This is a genomic window from Mesoterricola sp. JemC181 (assembly GCF_055384585.1).
The window spans coordinates 1,432,880-1,446,609 of record NZ_AP045076.1 but is presented as its reverse complement, the minus strand read 5'-3'; the positions used below and the strand labels follow the sequence as shown (position 1 = coordinate 1,446,609).

The 13,730-nt window shown below is 70.4% G+C and carries 13 protein-coding genes; 2 read left to right on the top strand and 11 right to left on the bottom strand.

Annotated elements, in window-relative coordinates; translation table 11 throughout:
* Positions 1–58: 58 nt before the first annotated feature.
* Positions 59–670, bottom strand: coding sequence for an LPP20 family lipoprotein (locus tag ACZ5MC_RS06385; protein ID WP_306599485.1), 612 nt, complete (start codon positions 668–670; stop codon positions 59–61).
* A gap of 185 nt (positions 671–855) precedes the next feature.
* Between ACZ5MC_RS06385 and ACZ5MC_RS06380 the strand changes: the two genes are divergently transcribed.
* A complete protein-coding gene (locus tag ACZ5MC_RS06380) occupies positions 856–1,959 on the top strand; it encodes a hypothetical protein (protein ID WP_306599484.1) in 1,104 nt (367 codons plus the stop codon).
* Here the strand turns inward: ACZ5MC_RS06380 and ACZ5MC_RS06375 are convergent, their stop codons facing one another.
* Positions 1,960–3,663 carry a serine/threonine protein kinase gene (locus tag ACZ5MC_RS06375; RefSeq protein ID WP_464517330.1) on the bottom strand — a complete coding sequence of 568 codons (1,704 nt, stop codon included), beginning with the start codon at positions 3,661–3,663 and terminating at the stop codon, positions 1,960–1,962. It abuts the gene before it with no gap.
* 110 nt (positions 3,664–3,773) lie between these two features.
* On the opposite strand from ACZ5MC_RS06375, the gene ACZ5MC_RS06370 reads away from it, so the two are divergent.
* Entirely contained in the window at positions 3,774–4,235 is a 462-nt protein-coding gene (locus ACZ5MC_RS06370) for a hypothetical protein (protein ID WP_306599482.1), read from the top strand.
* A 6-nt stretch (positions 4,236–4,241) separates the two neighbouring features.
* On the opposite strand, the gene ACZ5MC_RS06365 is transcribed toward ACZ5MC_RS06370, so the two are convergent.
* The 9 genes from ACZ5MC_RS06365 to ACZ5MC_RS06325 are packed head-to-tail and all read right to left on the bottom strand — an operon-like array spanning position 4,242 to position 13,728.
* A complete protein-coding gene (locus tag ACZ5MC_RS06365) occupies positions 4,242–5,534 on the bottom strand; it encodes a protoporphyrinogen/coproporphyrinogen oxidase (protein ID WP_464517329.1) in 1,293 nt (430 codons plus the stop codon).
* Between the two features lie 13 nt (positions 5,535–5,547).
* Positions 5,548–6,495, bottom strand: a complete 948-nt coding sequence (gene hemH / locus ACZ5MC_RS06360) for a ferrochelatase (protein ID WP_464517328.1) — start codon at positions 6,493–6,495, stop codon at positions 5,548–5,550.
* Positions 6,492–7,862, bottom strand: a complete 1,371-nt coding sequence (gene hemN / locus ACZ5MC_RS06355; protein ID WP_306599479.1) for an oxygen-independent coproporphyrinogen III oxidase — start codon at positions 7,860–7,862, stop codon at positions 6,492–6,494. The genes hemH and hemN overlap by 4 nt, the downstream gene beginning before the upstream one ends.
* 53 nt (positions 7,863–7,915) lie before the next feature.
* Positions 7,916–8,902: a uroporphyrinogen decarboxylase gene (gene hemE / locus ACZ5MC_RS06350; RefSeq protein ID WP_306599478.1), complete on the bottom strand. Its 987-nt coding sequence runs from the start codon at positions 8,900–8,902 to the stop codon at positions 7,916–7,918.
* Between the two features lie 12 nt (positions 8,903–8,914).
* On the bottom strand, positions 8,915–10,180 hold the full coding sequence (hemL, locus tag ACZ5MC_RS06345) for a glutamate-1-semialdehyde 2,1-aminomutase (RefSeq protein WP_464517327.1): 1,266 nt from the start codon (positions 10,178–10,180) through the stop codon (positions 8,915–8,917).
* A 2-nt stretch (positions 10,181–10,182) separates the two neighbouring features.
* On the bottom strand, positions 10,183–11,154 hold the full coding sequence (gene hemB, locus ACZ5MC_RS06340) for a porphobilinogen synthase (protein WP_464517326.1): 972 nt from the start codon (positions 11,152–11,154) through the stop codon (positions 10,183–10,185).
* 2 nt (positions 11,155–11,156) lie between these two features.
* Positions 11,157–11,792 carry a uroporphyrinogen-III synthase gene (locus ACZ5MC_RS06335; protein WP_306599475.1) on the bottom strand — a complete coding sequence of 212 codons (636 nt, stop codon included), beginning with the start codon at positions 11,790–11,792 and terminating at the stop codon, positions 11,157–11,159.
* Positions 11,789–12,658, bottom strand: a complete 870-nt coding sequence (gene hemC / locus ACZ5MC_RS06330) for a hydroxymethylbilane synthase (RefSeq protein WP_306599474.1) — start codon at positions 12,656–12,658, stop codon at positions 11,789–11,791. Before hemC ends, ACZ5MC_RS06335 begins: the two co-directional genes overlap by 4 nt.
* Entirely contained in the window at positions 12,655–13,728 is a 1,074-nt protein-coding gene (locus tag ACZ5MC_RS06325) for a glutamyl-tRNA reductase (RefSeq protein ID WP_306599473.1), read from the bottom strand. Before ACZ5MC_RS06325 ends, hemC begins: the two co-directional genes overlap by 4 nt.
* Positions 13,729–13,730: the final 2 nt, after the last annotated feature.

The window sequence follows — 13,730 nt, the reverse complement described above, 5'->3', positions numbered from 1 at the left end:
AGACCCCGGCCGCCGTCCCGCGGTAGGCGGATGCGGCGGCCGGGGTCCGGGGCGGGGCTCAGTGCCGGGTGGGATCGCTGGCGGCGATGGCGGCGTCCAGCTTGTCCAGGGCCGCGTTGAGGCTCTGCTCGCCCTGGGCGATCTCCTTGCGGATCTGGCTCTGGGCGGCGCCGGCCAGGGCGCGGTCCATGGTCTCCTTGGTCATGACCACGAAGACGTAGAGGCTGCCGTCGGAGGGGTCGTTCCAGAAGTTGCGGGTGGTGGTGCCGGCCAGTTCCTGGTCCACCAGCTGCCGGGTGACGTTCTCGATGACGCGGTTCATGACGTCGGTCTTGATGGGCTTCTTGGTGTTGTCGGCGGCGGCGGTGGTCACCTGCTGGTTGAGCTGGCTGAACATGTTCTGCACGCGGACCTTGAGCTTCCCGGCCAGCTTGGTGCGGGCGTCGGCGATGGCCACGGTGCGCATCATGGACTTGTCGCCCATGGGGTTGGGCTGGGCGATGCCTACGGCGGCGAGGCCGTCGGGGATCTCCTCGTTGTCGATCCAGCTGGGGGCGTTCTTGGTCGCGGTGGTGGTCACGGCCACCTTGTTGGGCTCCGTCTTGGGGCCGCCGCAGGCCACCAGTCCGGCCATGGCCAGACCCACGGGGAGGTAGAGGGAAAGACGCATGTCGACTCCTTGATTGGGGGTTGGGGTGGACTTCCGTTTGAAGGAGCATCCCAGGCTTTTCCGGAATGCGCGAAACATTCGTCCTTCGATCGCGTTGTGCTGCAACTCCAAAGCTGGCATATTTGCGGCATCAATCCTAGCATCAATTCCGTTCCGGATAATCCCAAGCCCGAGGAGAAATCGCCATGAAGATCGCAAGCATTCTTCTTGCAGCCCTGCTCTCCGGCGCCGCATGGGGACAGACGCCCACGATCCGGCAGGGCCTCGTCAAGCCCATGTGGATCACCGCCCTCCCCGCCCAGGCCGGCCGGGTCTACGCCATGGGCCTCGCCCCGGTGTCGCCCAGCGAAGCCCAGGCCATCACCCAGGCCTCCCAGAACGCCCGGGGCGAAGTGCTCAGCCGCCTCCGGGCCAACGTCAAGTCCGAGACCAGCGTCTCCAGCCGGGCCACCGTGACCCAGCAGACCGGAGGCAGGGCCACGGGCACCTCGGAGCAGCAGGTGGGCCAGAACACCAACATCCAGGCCTCGGCCACCGAACTCCCCGGACTTTCGGTGGAGGAGACCTGGGTCGACGTGAAGGGGGCCACGGCCTACGCCCTGGCGTACCTGGACGTGCCCATCGCCGAGCGGGAGCTGCGGGCCCGGTTCACGGCCCAGAAGAACGACCTGTTCCAGGAGTCGGACACCCCCACCGCACCCCGGGAGCGCATGCGCCAGCTCAACCGCCTCAAGAACGCCCAGGTGGAGCTGGCCAAGCTGGACGACATGGCGGCGCTGCTGGCCGCCGGCGGCGGCGACCCCCAGCTCCGCAAGGACATCCGCGCCGGGAAGCTGTCCGTGGACCGCCAGATGGACCAGCTCAGGGGCTCGCTCACCCTGTCCCTGGAAGGGGGTTCCGGCGCCAGCCAGATCGCGGCGATCCTGCGCAACGCCGCCCTGAAGACCGGCCTGGGCTGGGCCGAGCGCGACGGCGAGTTCCAGCTGGTGCTGGACTACCGCTCCGACGCGAAGACCGCCAAGGTCGACGCGAGCCAGAAGCAGTGGAACGGCTGGTGGCGGGGCGGCTGGGTCAGCCATTCCACCACCAAGGACACCGGCATCATCGTGGCGCGGGGCGTCCTCTCCATCACCCTCCGGGACCGCGCCGGCACGGAGTACGAGTCGGTGGAGATCGAGGCCAAGGGCCTGGGCGTCTCGGACTTCCAGGCCGAGAACCGCCTGAAGCAGGACTTCCGCGAGAAGGTCGAGAAGACCTTCACGAAGTGGCTGGAGAACCTGGTGAAGTAGCTACAGCCCGGCGCTGATCTTCTTCATGACGTCTCCCGGCAGGATGCCCGCGGGAGGGTTGGCCTTCTGGAGGCGGATCTCCTGCGCCAGGGCCTTCTTGAATGCGGGGGCGGCCTGGAGCATCTGCCCGACCGTGAGGCCCGAGGCCATGGCGCGGTTGAGGCCGCGCTCGAAGTCCCAGGCGTTCCGGCTCTGGTACAGCGCCGCGAGGTAGAGGCCCTGGACCTCGGCGTTGCCGGGGTCGGCCGCGGCCATGGCCTTGGCCTGGGCCGCGGCCTGGCGGGGATCGGTGTCCAGGAGGGCCAGGACGGCCTTGGTGCCGGTGGGCTCGGCCTTGGGAGGCGCCGCCTTGGGGGGTTCTGCCTTGGGAGGTTCCGGCTTCGGGGGCTCCGGCCTGGGCGGGGCGGGCTTGGCGGTCTCGGTTCTGGCAGGCTCGGCCTTGGCGGGCCCGGCCTTGACGGGCTCGGGCCTGGGCGGCTCGGCCTGGGGCGCGGGAGCCGTCCCGGGGGACCCGGCCTGCGCGGCGGGGGCGGGTTCAGGCCGCTGCGGGGCGGCGGCGGGGGCCGGAGGCTGGACGTCGGGGAGGGGCGCGGGCGTGGTCCTGGGGCGCAGGGCCAGGTAGCCGCCGCCGGCGACGGCCGCCAGGGCCACGGCGCCCACGGCCGCGAAGAGGCCGGTGCGGCTGCCGCCGGCCTTGGCCGGGGCCGGAACGGAAGGCATGAGGGCGGTGCCCTCGGCCGGCGCGACCCGGCCCATGACGGTGGGCGGGGACGGGAGCGGCTGCCGGATGACCTCGGTTTCGTCCGGATGGGCCGGCGGCGTCGCGGCCAGCGCCTCCTGGTGGCGGGTGATCATGGCGGTGGCCTCGTCCAGGGTCCCGGTCCAGCTGGGGTCCTTGCAGGCCCGCAGGGCCTTGCCGAAGTCGTCCGCGGTCTGGAAGCGGTCCCCGGGCTCCTTGGAGAGGGCCTTGTCCAGGACGTTCCGGATGCTGTGGCTGATGCCGTGGATGGTGCTCAGGTCGATGGGGGGCGCCGTCTCGGAGACGATCTTGAACAGGATGGTGGTGGTGTTGTCCCCGGCGAAGGGCTTGCGGCCCGTGAGGCACTCGTAGAGCATCACGCCCACCGCGAAGAGGTCGGACTGGGTCGTGGCGTGGCCGTTCCGGATGTACTCGGGCGCCATGTAGCTGACGGTGCCCATGACGATGCCGGTGGCCGTCATGTTGCTGTCCTCCACCCGGGCGATGCCGAAGTCCATGACCTTGGCCTGGAGGTTCTTGCCGTCCCGGATCACCCGCACGTTGGCGGGCTTGATGTCCCGGTGGATGATGCCGTTGCGGTGGGCGTGGCTGAGGCCGTCGCACACCTGGGCCAGCACCTCCAGGAACTGGGAATGGGACAGGGCCTGGTGCTTGATGACGTCCTCGAGGTCGTCGCCCTTCACGAACTCCATGACCAGGAAGAACGTGTCCCCGTCCTTGTCGAAATCGAAGATGGTGACGATGTTGGGGTGGCTCAGCTTGCCCGCGGCCTCCGCCTCGCGCCGGAACCGGCCCTCGGCCTCCTCGCCCTTGGCCACGTTGGGGAGGATGGTCTTGATGGCCACTTCCCGCCCGATGGCGGCCTGCCTGGCAAGGTACACCTCACCCATGGCGCCTGAACCAAGGGAGCGGATTATTTCATACTTGCCGATGGTCTTTGCCATGTTCAGCCCACTCGAGGATCGATCTCATCATACATGGGTCCGCGCCTTTCACCTTGGGCGTTAATGTAGGACAATCGGGTTTTCAAGCCCACCCATTCGCGAGGTCGGAAATGCCCCATTTCGATACGTTCAATCTCCTCAGGAGTCTCCATGTCATCGCCTTCGCCCTGGCTGGAGGCTCGGCCGCAGTGGTCCTGCTCCTGGTGGGTTTCGAGGAGACCCGCGAGGACCTCCAGGGCCTGACCTCCGTCCTGTGGAAGCGCACCGCCGCCTGGGGATTCCGCATCGCCCTCCTGCTGGGCATCGTGCTCCTGGTGATGAAGTTCCGGGCCGGCGCCGAGCCCTTCCAGGCCCTCTACCTCCACTGGAAGCTGGTCCTGGTGCTCCTGGTGATGATGTTCTCCGAGATGAGCCCCAAGGCCCTGGCGGCCCGCAAGCGCGGCGCGCCGATGCTCGCGTTCCTGCTGTTCCTGCTCACGGTGTTCGTGAGCGTGAACCACGACGCCTTCGGCTTCAGGACCCCCAAGGCGCACCTGGGGACCTACACCGGCAGCATGGAGAAGGGGAAGTAGGTCAGGTCAGAGCGTATCCAGCCAGGGCTCCAGCCCTTCGATGACGTCCCGCACGCCCGGGCCGAACCGTGCGTTGGAGAGCCAGTGGATGCCCTGGGGCAGGCCCTCCACGGCCCTGCGCACGCGGCCGCGGTGGCCCTTCTCGGCGCGGGGGATGGCGTTGGGGCTGATCTCCTCGCGGGTCTGGTACGCGTCGGAAAGCGCGGGCACCCAGTTCCGGAGGCGGCCCAGGGTCCAGGCCCAGTCCTTGGCCGCGCCGGGGTCGGGATCGCGCCACAGGTCCGGGTCGCCGATGAAGCTGCGCAGCTGCATGCGGTCCCCGGGGGCGCACCCGGCGTCGATCCAGCTGGGCACCAGGGAGCCCAGGTAGGGGCGGCCCTCCTTGGGGTGGATGAGGAAGCCGAAGCCGTCCTTGAAGGGGGCCAGGGGCGCGTGGCGGCTGTGCCAGAGCTTGACGGAGGTGTAGGGGATCTCGGCCAGGGCCTTGGCGGAGGCCTCGGCGTGGGGCGCCAGGAGGCGCGCGGCGTCGAAGGCGGGCAGCGCGAGCAGGACCCGGTCGGCGACGCGCTCCAGGCCGTCGCCCTTGACGAGCCACCTGCCGTCGGCGGTGCGCTCCAGGGACTCGGCCCTGAGGCCGGTCTTCACCGCGGCCAGGCGCGAGGCGACGCGCACGGGGAGGCTTCCCATGCCGCCCTCGGGCACCTGCAGGTGGCTGACTCCGGACTTCATGATGCCCTGCAGGAGGCTGCCGTACGCCTCCCACTGGCGCAGCTTGGGGATGGCGTCCACGCTGAGCAGCTCGGCGGGGGAGGCCAGGATGCCGGCCACCATGGGCGGCAGCAGCTCGGTGGCGATGCCCTGGCCGGCCCTCCGGGCCATGAACTCGGACAGGCCCTCCTCGGGCTCCGCGGGCCTCACGGGCATGAAGGGCTCGAAGCACATGCGGAACTTGGTGGACCAGGACATGAGGGCGGTGCCGAAGAGACCCACGGGATGCGCGGGCACGGGCACCAGGCGGCCCCCGGTGCCCACCCAGCGGGCGCCCTTGCCGGGGCTCTTGAGCTGGAGGTCCAAGGCCCTGAAGAGCGTGTCGGTGCGGCTGCCGGGCGTGACCAGGACGCCCTGGGGGCCCTTCTCGATGCGCCCGGGGCGGCCGTCCTCCGTGGCCCAGGGGAGGGTCTTCACCCAGCCGCCCACGGCCTCCTCGGCCTCCCAGACCTCGGTGGCCTCGCCCCGCTCCTGCAGGTAGTAGGCCGCCAGCAGTCCGGTGATGCCTCCGCCGAGAATCAAGGTGGTCATGGGAGCCTCGCTTTCAGATTGCCGACAGGGTGCGCCGCGCAAGACAGCGGATGTACGCGGGGTCGGCGGCCGGGGCGGGGAGGCGCCGGTAGCTGCGGACGCCCGCCTTGAGCGCCACGTCCTTGAAAAGGATATCAAGCTCGTGGAGGGTCTCGATGTGCTCGGTGACGAAGCTCACGGGGAGGACGATGATGTCCTTCCCGCCCAGGGTCCTCAGCACCGAACCCAGCTCGGGCTCCAGCCACTTGATGGGGCCCACCTTGCTCTGGTAGGCCAGCCGGAACCCGCCGGGGATGTCGCCCACACGGGCCTTGAGGGCCTCCACCGTGGCCTCGATCTCCCGCTGGTAGGCGTCGCCCTGCTCGATCTGCCTTGCCGGCAGGCTGTGGGCGGAGAAGACCACGGTGGCGCCGGGCACTTCGCGCAGCGCGGCCTCCAGGGGCCCCGCGAGGCTCTCCAGGTAGTCGGCGTCGGTGGCGTAGTGCAGGACGCCGGGCAGGACCTCCATGCCCAGGGCCCTGGCCTCGCGCTCCAGCTCCACGAGGCTGGAGCCCGTGGTGGCCTTGCAGTCGTGCGGATAGAGGGTGACGGGCACGATGCGCCGGATGCCCTGCCCCTTCAGCGAGCGCAGCACGCCCGCGGCCCGGGGCGAGGTGTAGCGGAAGGCGATCTTCACGGGCTCGGGGCGTCCGGCCTCGCGCAGCGCGGTGCGCAGCGCCGCGGCCTGGCGCGCGGTCTCCCGCAGGATGGGGCTGCCCCCGCCGATCTCGTCGTAGCGGCCTTCGACTTCCTTCCTGCGCCCCTTGGACAGCAGGGTGGCGAACAGCGGCTGCAGGAACGCGGGGCCCGGGAACTTGATGATGTCCCGGTCGGAGAAGAGGCGGTAGAGGAAGCCCTCCACGTCCCGGGAGCGCAGGGGGCCGCCCAGGTTCAGCAGGACGACGGCGGTGTCAGGCTTCACACCGTTCTCGAGAACGGGGTGCTGGCGGCCAGCTTCTTCAGGTAGGCGTCGAAGGGCTGCACGATGTTGCGCACGAAGCGCCGGCCCAGGGGCGTGATGAAGACGCCCTCGTCGCGCACCTCGACGGTGCCGAAGGGCACCTCGGCCCTGAGCTCCTCGATGGCGCCGGCGAAGTGGACCGGGCCGTCCACGCCGAAGCGCTGGCGGAGGTCGTCCCAGCGCAGCTCGAAGGTGCCCATGAGCTCGTGGATGAGCCAGCGGCGCATGAGGTCCTCCCCGTCGAGGCGGTGGCCCTTGTGCACGGAGAAGCGGCCTTCGGCGATGTCCCGCTCCCACTTGGTGAGGATCTTCTCGTTCTGGGAGTAGACGCCGGCCACGTTGGAGATGGCGCTGGGGCCGAAGCCCAGGAGGTCGGAACCCGCGGCCACGGCGTAGCCCATGAAGTTGCGGATGAGGCGGCCTTCCTTGACGGCCTTGGCCATCTCGTCGCCGGGGCGGGCGAAGTGGTCCATGCCGATGGCCACGTAGCCGTGCTTCTCCAGGATGTCCACGGCCAGGAGCAGGAGGTCCAGCCGCAATTCGGGGCTGGGCAGGGTCTCGGCGGGGATGCTGCGCTGGTAGGGCATGACCGAGGGCAGGTAGGCGAAGCCGTAGATGGCCATGCGGTCGGGGTTCAGCTCCAGGGTGCTCTCCAGGGTCCGCCGGAAGGTGGCCATGGTCTGGCCGGGCAGGCCGTAGACCAGGTCCAGGTTCACGCCGGGAAAGCCCAGTTCGCGGGCCTGCTTGACGGTGGTCAGCGTCTGCTCCCAGGTCTGGCCCCGGGTGATCAGCTCCTGCACGTGCTCGTCCAGGTCCTGCACGCCGAAGGACACCCGGTTGAAGCCCATCTCGCGCAGGGCGGGAAGCTGGTCGGGCTCCAGGAAGGTGGGGTCCACCTCGATGGAGACCTCGGCCCCGGGCAGCAGCGGGAAGCGGTCGGTGATGAGCTTGAAGGTGCGCTTGAGGTCGGCCACGTTCAGGTAGGTGGGCGTGCCGCCCCCCCAGTGGAGCTGGATGGCGCCGCGGCGGGTGGGCAGGTGTGAGGCCCACATCTCCACTTCGGTCTCCAGGGACTTCAGGAAGCCGTCCACGGGCGAGTAGTGGGGGCTCACCACCACGTTGCAGCCGCAGTAGGAGCAGCGGCGCTTGCAGAAGGGGAGGTGGGCGTAGAGGGAGAGCGGCTCGGGGTCGGCGTCGGCGCGCGCCAGGGCCTGGGCCACCTCCTCCTGGGGGAACCCCTCGGACCACACCGGCGGCATGGGGTAGCCGGTGTAGCGGGGTCCGGGGCGGTCGTAGTGCTTGATCAGGTCGGAGAGGGACAGGGCCATCTTCGGAACCTCCAGAGTCCATTTTCGCAGATAAAGGGGATGATTCCGGTCAACTATCCCTTGACCGCGTCGATCACCGCACCCACCACCGCCGGGTCCGTCTCGGGCAGCAGCCCGTGGCCGAGGTTGAACACGTGGGGGGCGCCCTTCATCACCTGCACGATGGCCTTGGCCTTGCGGACGGCCGTCTCTTCGCCAGCCAGCAGGGAGGTGGGGTCAAGGTTGCCCTGGAGCACCTTGCCGGGGAACTGGGCCCGGGCCTGGGCCATGGGGACCTGCCAGGACACCGCGAAGCCCTCGCACGGAAGGGTCCCGAGGCTGGCGGGGAGGATGCCCCGGGGGAAGTAGAGCCGGGGGGCGCCTTCCACCTGCGCGAGGGCCCGGTGGGCGGCGGGCAGGGCGAAGGCCTCGAAGTCCTCCCGGTCCAGTTCCCCGGCCCAGGTGTCGAAGAGCTGCACGCCCTGGGCGCCGGCGCCGATGTGGAGGTTGAGCAGGCGCGCCGAGGCGTCCGCGAGGCGGTCCAGCCACTTGCGGGCCTTCTCGGGCTCCTGGTGGAGGTAGGACTTGGCCCGCACCCAGTTCTTGCTGCCCTTGCCCTCCATGCCGTAGGCCAGGAGGGTCCAGGGGGCGCCGGCGAAGCCCAGCAGGGCCTTGTCCTCGGGCAGGGCGGCGCGCACCTTGCGCAGCGCGGCCTGCACGGACTCGAACACCTTCTCGTCCAGGAGGATGTCCGGGTCGATCTGGTCCAGGGTCTTCGTGAGGCGGGGGCCCCCCTCGGGGATCACCACGCCGCAGCCCAGGGCGTCCAGGATCACCAGGATGTCCGAGAAGATGATGGCGCCGTCGAGCTTGGGGAAGCGGCGCACCGGCTGGAGGGTGACCTCGGCGGCCAGGTCGGAGTCGTAGAGCAGGTCCTCGAAGGTGGCCTTCTCGCGGATCTTCCGGTACTCGGGCAGGAACCGCCCCGCCTGGCGCATGAACCAGATGGGGGGCGTGGGCAGAACTTCACCCCGGAGGGCGCGGACGAGCTGAGGAGTCATGGCGGTTCCGTTCTAGGCTTCGTTCTTGAGGGCGGCGGCGACCACGCCGATGGCGCGTTCGACGTGGGCCAGTTCCTCCTCGCCGTGGGCGGCGGAGAGGAAGGCCACTTCGTAGCCGGAGGGGGGGAGGTAGACGCCCTCCTTCAGCAGAAGGCCGTGCATCCTGTTGAACCGGTCGATGGCGCCGGACTCCACGCGGTCGGCGCGCTTGACGCCGGGCTGGAAGAGCGGCCACAGGAGGCTGCCCACGCGGGGCACGTGCAGGCCGGGCATCTTCTCGAAGGCGGCGGCCCACTGGGCCCCCTTCTGGTCGAGGTCGCGGTAGAGGTTGGGGGTGAGGCGCTCGAGGGTGGCCAGGCCCGCGGCCATGGCCACGGGGTTGCCGCTGAGCGTGCCGGCCTGGTACACGGGGCCGTCGGGGGAGATGACGGCCATGATGTCCTTGCGCCCGCCGTAGAGCCCCACCGGCATGCCGCCGCCGATGATCTTGCCGTAGGTCACCAGGTCGGGGGTGATGCCCAGGAGCTCGGCGGCGCCGCCGGGGGCCACGCGGAAGCCGCTGATGACCTCGTCGAAGATCAGCACCACGCCGTAGGCGGTGCACAGTTCGCGCAGGCGCTTGAGGAAGGCCGTGTCCTGCACCAGGAGGCCGTTGTTGGCGGGGATGGGCTCGATGATGGCCGCGGCCAGCTCGTGGCCGAGCTTGTCGAAGGTGGCTTCGAGGGCCTCCAGGTCGTCCAGGCTGATGACCGTGGTCAGGTCGGCGAAGCCCCGGGGCACGCCGGCGCTGCTGGGCTCGCCGAAGGTGACGAGTCCGGAGCCCGCCTTCACGAGCATCGCGTCGCTGTGGCCGTGGTAGCAGCCGTCGAACTTCAGGATGCGGTCGCGCTTCGTGAAGCCGCGGGCGGCGCGCAGGGCGCTCATGACGGCCTCCGTGCCCGAGGACACGAAGCGCATCTTCTCCACGAAGGGGACCATCGACTTGATCCGCCGGGCCAGGGCGATCTCGCGCCGGCTGGGGGCGCCGAAGGTGAGGCCCTCCTGCATGGCCTCCACGGCGGCGGAGATGATCTCGGGCACGGCGTGGCCGAGGATCAGCGGGCCCCAGGACATGCAGAGGTCCACGTAGCGGCGGCCCTCCTCGTCCTCGAAGCGGCTGCCCCAGGCCTTGCGGAAGAACTTCGGGGTCCCGCCCACGGCGCGGAACGCGCGCACGGGACTGGAGACGCCGCCAGGAAAGTGGGTGAGGGCTTCCTGGAACAGGGTGTCGTTGCTCATGGTCAGATCCACTTCTTCTCAAGGGCCTCGCGGGCCACGTAGGTGACGATCCAGTCGGCGCCGGCGCGGCGGATGGCCAGCAGGTGCTCCCTGAAGAGGTTGGCCTCGTCCAGCCAGCCCATGCGGGCCCCGGCCTTGACGCTGCTGAATTCGGAGGAGACGTGGTAGGCGGCGATGGGGCAGAGGGTCTTCTCCCGCAGGCGCCAGATCAGGTCCAGGTTGGGCATGGCGGGCTTGACCATGAGGGCGTCGGCGCCCTCCTCCAGGTCCAGCAGGGCGTCGCGCAGGCCCTCCCTGGCGTTCCTGGGATCCATCTGGTAGCTGCGGCGGTCGCCGAACTTCGGGGAGGAGTCCGCGGCCTCGCGGAAGGGCCCGTAGTAGGCGCCGGCGTGCTTGATGGCGTAGCTGAGGATGCCGGTCTGGGTGAAGCCCTGGGCGTCCATGGCCTCGCGCATGGCGCGGATGCGGCCGTCCATCATGTCGGAGGGGGCCACCATGTCGGCGCCGGCCTCCGCGTGGGCCACGGCCATGCGCGCCAGGATCTCCACGGACTTGTCGTTGACGATCACGGGCCCCTCGTTGACGCCGCAGTGGCCGGTGTCGGTGTAGGCGCAAAGGCACACGTCGGTCATGACGATGACGTCCGAGCCGAACTCCTTCTTCAGGCGGCGCACGGTCACGGGCACGATGCCCTCGTGGTCGTGGGCGGCGTGGGCGTCGGAGGCCTTGTCGGAGGGGTCGGGGACGCCGAAGAAGAGGTGGCTGCGCAGGCCCAGCTTCAGGTCGGACTCCACCTGGCGGACGGTGGCCTCCACGCTGTTGCGGGAGATGCCGGGGAGGCTGGAGATCTCGGTGGAGTCGTTGCCGGGCTGCACGAAGTGGCCCTGGATGAGGTTCCGGGCCTGGACGGTGGTCTCGGCCACGAGGTCCCTCATGGCGTTGGTGGTGCGAAGGCGGCGGGATCGGATCAGCATGGTCAACCTCGTGAAGACAGGAGTTGCTGCAGGGCGGACAGGTGGGGCTCGCACCAGCCATGGGAAGGATATCCCACTTGGGCGAAGGCCCGGTCCGTTCGTTCACCCCAGGCCAGGCGCAGGCGGTCCCCGGAGAGGGGGCCCAGCACTTCGGCCTGGAGGGGGCTGAGGGCCAGCATGGCGTCCAGATCCGGAAGCTCCGGCGGGGGGTCCAGGGGCACTTCCCGGTGGGTGATCCAGGGGAGGACGGTCCACGGGGTGCCCCTCAGGGCCTCCTCCAGGTGCTCCCGGCTGCGCTCGGCCCGGGCCAGGAGGAAGGTCCCGCCCCCGGGGAAGCGGTCCTTGAGCAGCTGCACGAGGCCCTCGGCCTGGGGGATCGCGCTGGTGACCACCTGCCGGCCCTCCAGGGCCCGCGCGGTGGCCGCGCCCTGGGCCAGGCAGGGCACGCCCGGAGGGATCTGGGCGAGCCGGGCAGCGGCCGGGCTGAGGACGATGACGCCGTCGGGGCGCGGATGCGGAGCCGGGGCGCCGGTCGCCTCGAGCGTGGTGACCCGGAAGGTGACGGGTTCCCAGCCCGCGGCCGAGACGGCCCGGCTCATCGCGTCATCCTGGGCGCGGGCGAGGCCCACGCGTTTCACAGCCCCAGCCCCCGGAGGACCTCGGTGACGAGGACATCCTCATCTTTGCTGCGGGACTGGCCCCACCGGATTCCGTCCGGCCCCGCGTAGGCGGCCTGGAGATGGAAGCCGCCGGCCTCCTCCACGCAGAGGGCGCCCAGCGGCTGCTGGCAGCCGCCGCCGATGCCCCGCAGGACTTCCCGCTCGAGCGTCACGCACTTCAGGGTCGGGGCGTGGTGGAAGCCCTTGAGGGCTTCGATGATGGCGACGTCTTCCGCCCGGCATTCCGCCAGGAGGGCGCCCTGGGCCGGGGCCGGGAGCAGCTCCCGGGGCCCGAAGGGCCGCACGTCCAGGCCGGCGAGGTCCAGGCCCAGGCGGCGCAGGCCCGCGGCCGCCAGCACGGTGCCGTGGAGGGGCTCGTCGCGCAGCAGGCCGTCCTTGACCCGCTGGAGCCGGGTGGGGACGTTGCCGCGGATCCAGGTGAAGGAGGCCTTGGGAAGGGCCTGGGAAAGGAACCGCAGGCGCCGTTCGGAGCTGGTGCCGATGACGGGGTTCTCCGGGGCGTCGGGGCGCATGACGAGCCAATCGGCCGAGTCCTCCCGCTCCGGGACGCAGGCGGTGACGATCCCGGCGGGGCGGTCCAGGGCCACGTCCTTGAAGGAGTGGATGAGGAGGTCCACGTCCTTGCACAGGAGGGCGTCCTCCAGTTCCTTGGTGAAGAAGCCCGCGCCCTCCTCCTTGCCCAGGGGGCCGGCGAGCCACTGGTCGCCGTGGGTGGTGAACCGCTTCCAGAGGACTTCATGCCCGGCCGCACGCAGGTGGGCCACCAGGTCTTCCGATTGCTGCACGGCGAGGAGGGAACCCCGCGTGCCCAGTATTATTTTCATCGTCCTTCCAGGGCTGGCTCACGGTGGAGGTTGAGGGCCCGGAAGGCGAGCGTGCGCCCCCGCTTGAGGAGGGCCTCCAGGGCTTCCATCTGGACGGGGTCGAGACCGGCGAGCACACTACCGGGCGCGACGGCTTCCGCCTCCAGGGCCTCCCAGGCTTCCGTGAGGCGATCCTGGGCGGTGCGGTTGGCGTGCTTCTGGATCCGGGCGTCCGCGCGGCGCCGAAGGCGCTCCACGGCGCCGACGATGTAGGGCTCGGCGTGCACCGCGGCTTCCCGCCGCTTCATGCGCCCGCCCTCGGTCTCCGCCAGGAAGGTGGACAGGTCCACGCGGGTGACCCAGGGGATCTCGTCCATCTCGGGTTCGGTGTCGTAGGGGAGGGCCAGGTCCACCAGCCTCACGGGGGGCCGGTCCAGGCGCTCCCAGTTGCCCTTGGTGAAGATGGGGGCCGAGCTGGCGGTGGCCGTGACCACCGCGTCGAAGCCCTCGGGATCCATCTGGAGCTGGGCCAGGGGCACCAGCGGCAGGCCGAAGGCCTCGGCCTTGGACAGGGTCCGGTTGCTCATGGTGATCTGGAAGCCGCGCTCGGGCAGGCGCTGGGCCAGGTACCGGCTCATGGGGCCGACGCCCACGATGGCGACCTTGGCGCCCGGGGCCAGGGTCGTCTCCAGGTGGCGCAGGGCGGCGGTGGCCACGCTGGCGCTGCCGTCGTCCAGGCCGATGCGGGTACGCAGGCGCTGGGCCTCGCGGAGGATGTCCTCGAAGGCCGCCTGGGCCTCGTGGCCCGCGGTGCGGGTCTCCTTGGCCGTCTGCAGGGCCTGCTTCATCTGGCCCACGATCTCCCGGTCGCCCAGGTTGGCGCTGTTGAGGCCGGTGGCCACCTCCAGCAGGTGCCGCCAGGCGGCCTCCCCCTGGAAGCACTCGATGTCGGGGTCGAAGCCCAGCGTGGTGCCGTCCCCGCCCCAGAACATGAAGATGACCCGCTGGCAGGTGGCGAGGTAGACCAGCTCGCAGGCGTCGGAGATGCGCCGCCACATGAGCAGGTGATCGGCCAGATGCGCACGGACCACGT

Excerpts from the sequence above, each read along its gene's own strand:
- hemN (WP_306599479.1), bottom strand. The coding sequence starts at position 7,862 with ATGGCCCTGTCCCTCTCCGACCTGATCAAGCACTACGACCGCCCCGGA.
- ACZ5MC_RS06380 (WP_306599484.1), top strand. The coding sequence starts at position 856 with ATGAAGATCGCAAGCATTCTTCTTGCAGCCCTGCTCTCCGGCGCCGCA.
- hemB (WP_464517326.1), bottom strand. The coding sequence starts at position 11,154 with ATGCTGATCCGATCCCGCCGCCTTCGCACCACCAACGCCATGAGGGAC.
- hemE (WP_306599478.1), bottom strand. The coding sequence starts at position 8,902 with ATGACTCCTCAGCTCGTCCGCGCCCTCCGGGGTGAAGTTCTGCCCACG.
- ACZ5MC_RS06370 (WP_306599482.1), top strand. The coding sequence starts at position 3,774 with ATGCCCCATTTCGATACGTTCAATCTCCTCAGGAGTCTCCATGTCATC.
- ACZ5MC_RS06365 (WP_464517329.1), bottom strand. The coding sequence starts at position 5,534 with ATGACCACCTTGATTCTCGGCGGAGGCATCACCGGACTGCTGGCGGCC.
- ACZ5MC_RS06375 (WP_464517330.1), bottom strand. The coding sequence starts at position 3,663 with ATGGCAAAGACCATCGGCAAGTATGAAATAATCCGCTCCCTTGGTTCA.
- hemL (WP_464517327.1), bottom strand. The coding sequence starts at position 10,180 with ATGAGCAACGACACCCTGTTCCAGGAAGCCCTCACCCACTTTCCTGGC.
- ACZ5MC_RS06385 (WP_306599485.1), bottom strand. The coding sequence starts at position 670 with ATGCGTCTTTCCCTCTACCTCCCCGTGGGTCTGGCCATGGCCGGACTG.
- hemC (WP_306599474.1), bottom strand. The coding sequence starts at position 12,658 with ATGAAAATAATACTGGGCACGCGGGGTTCCCTCCTCGCCGTGCAGCAA.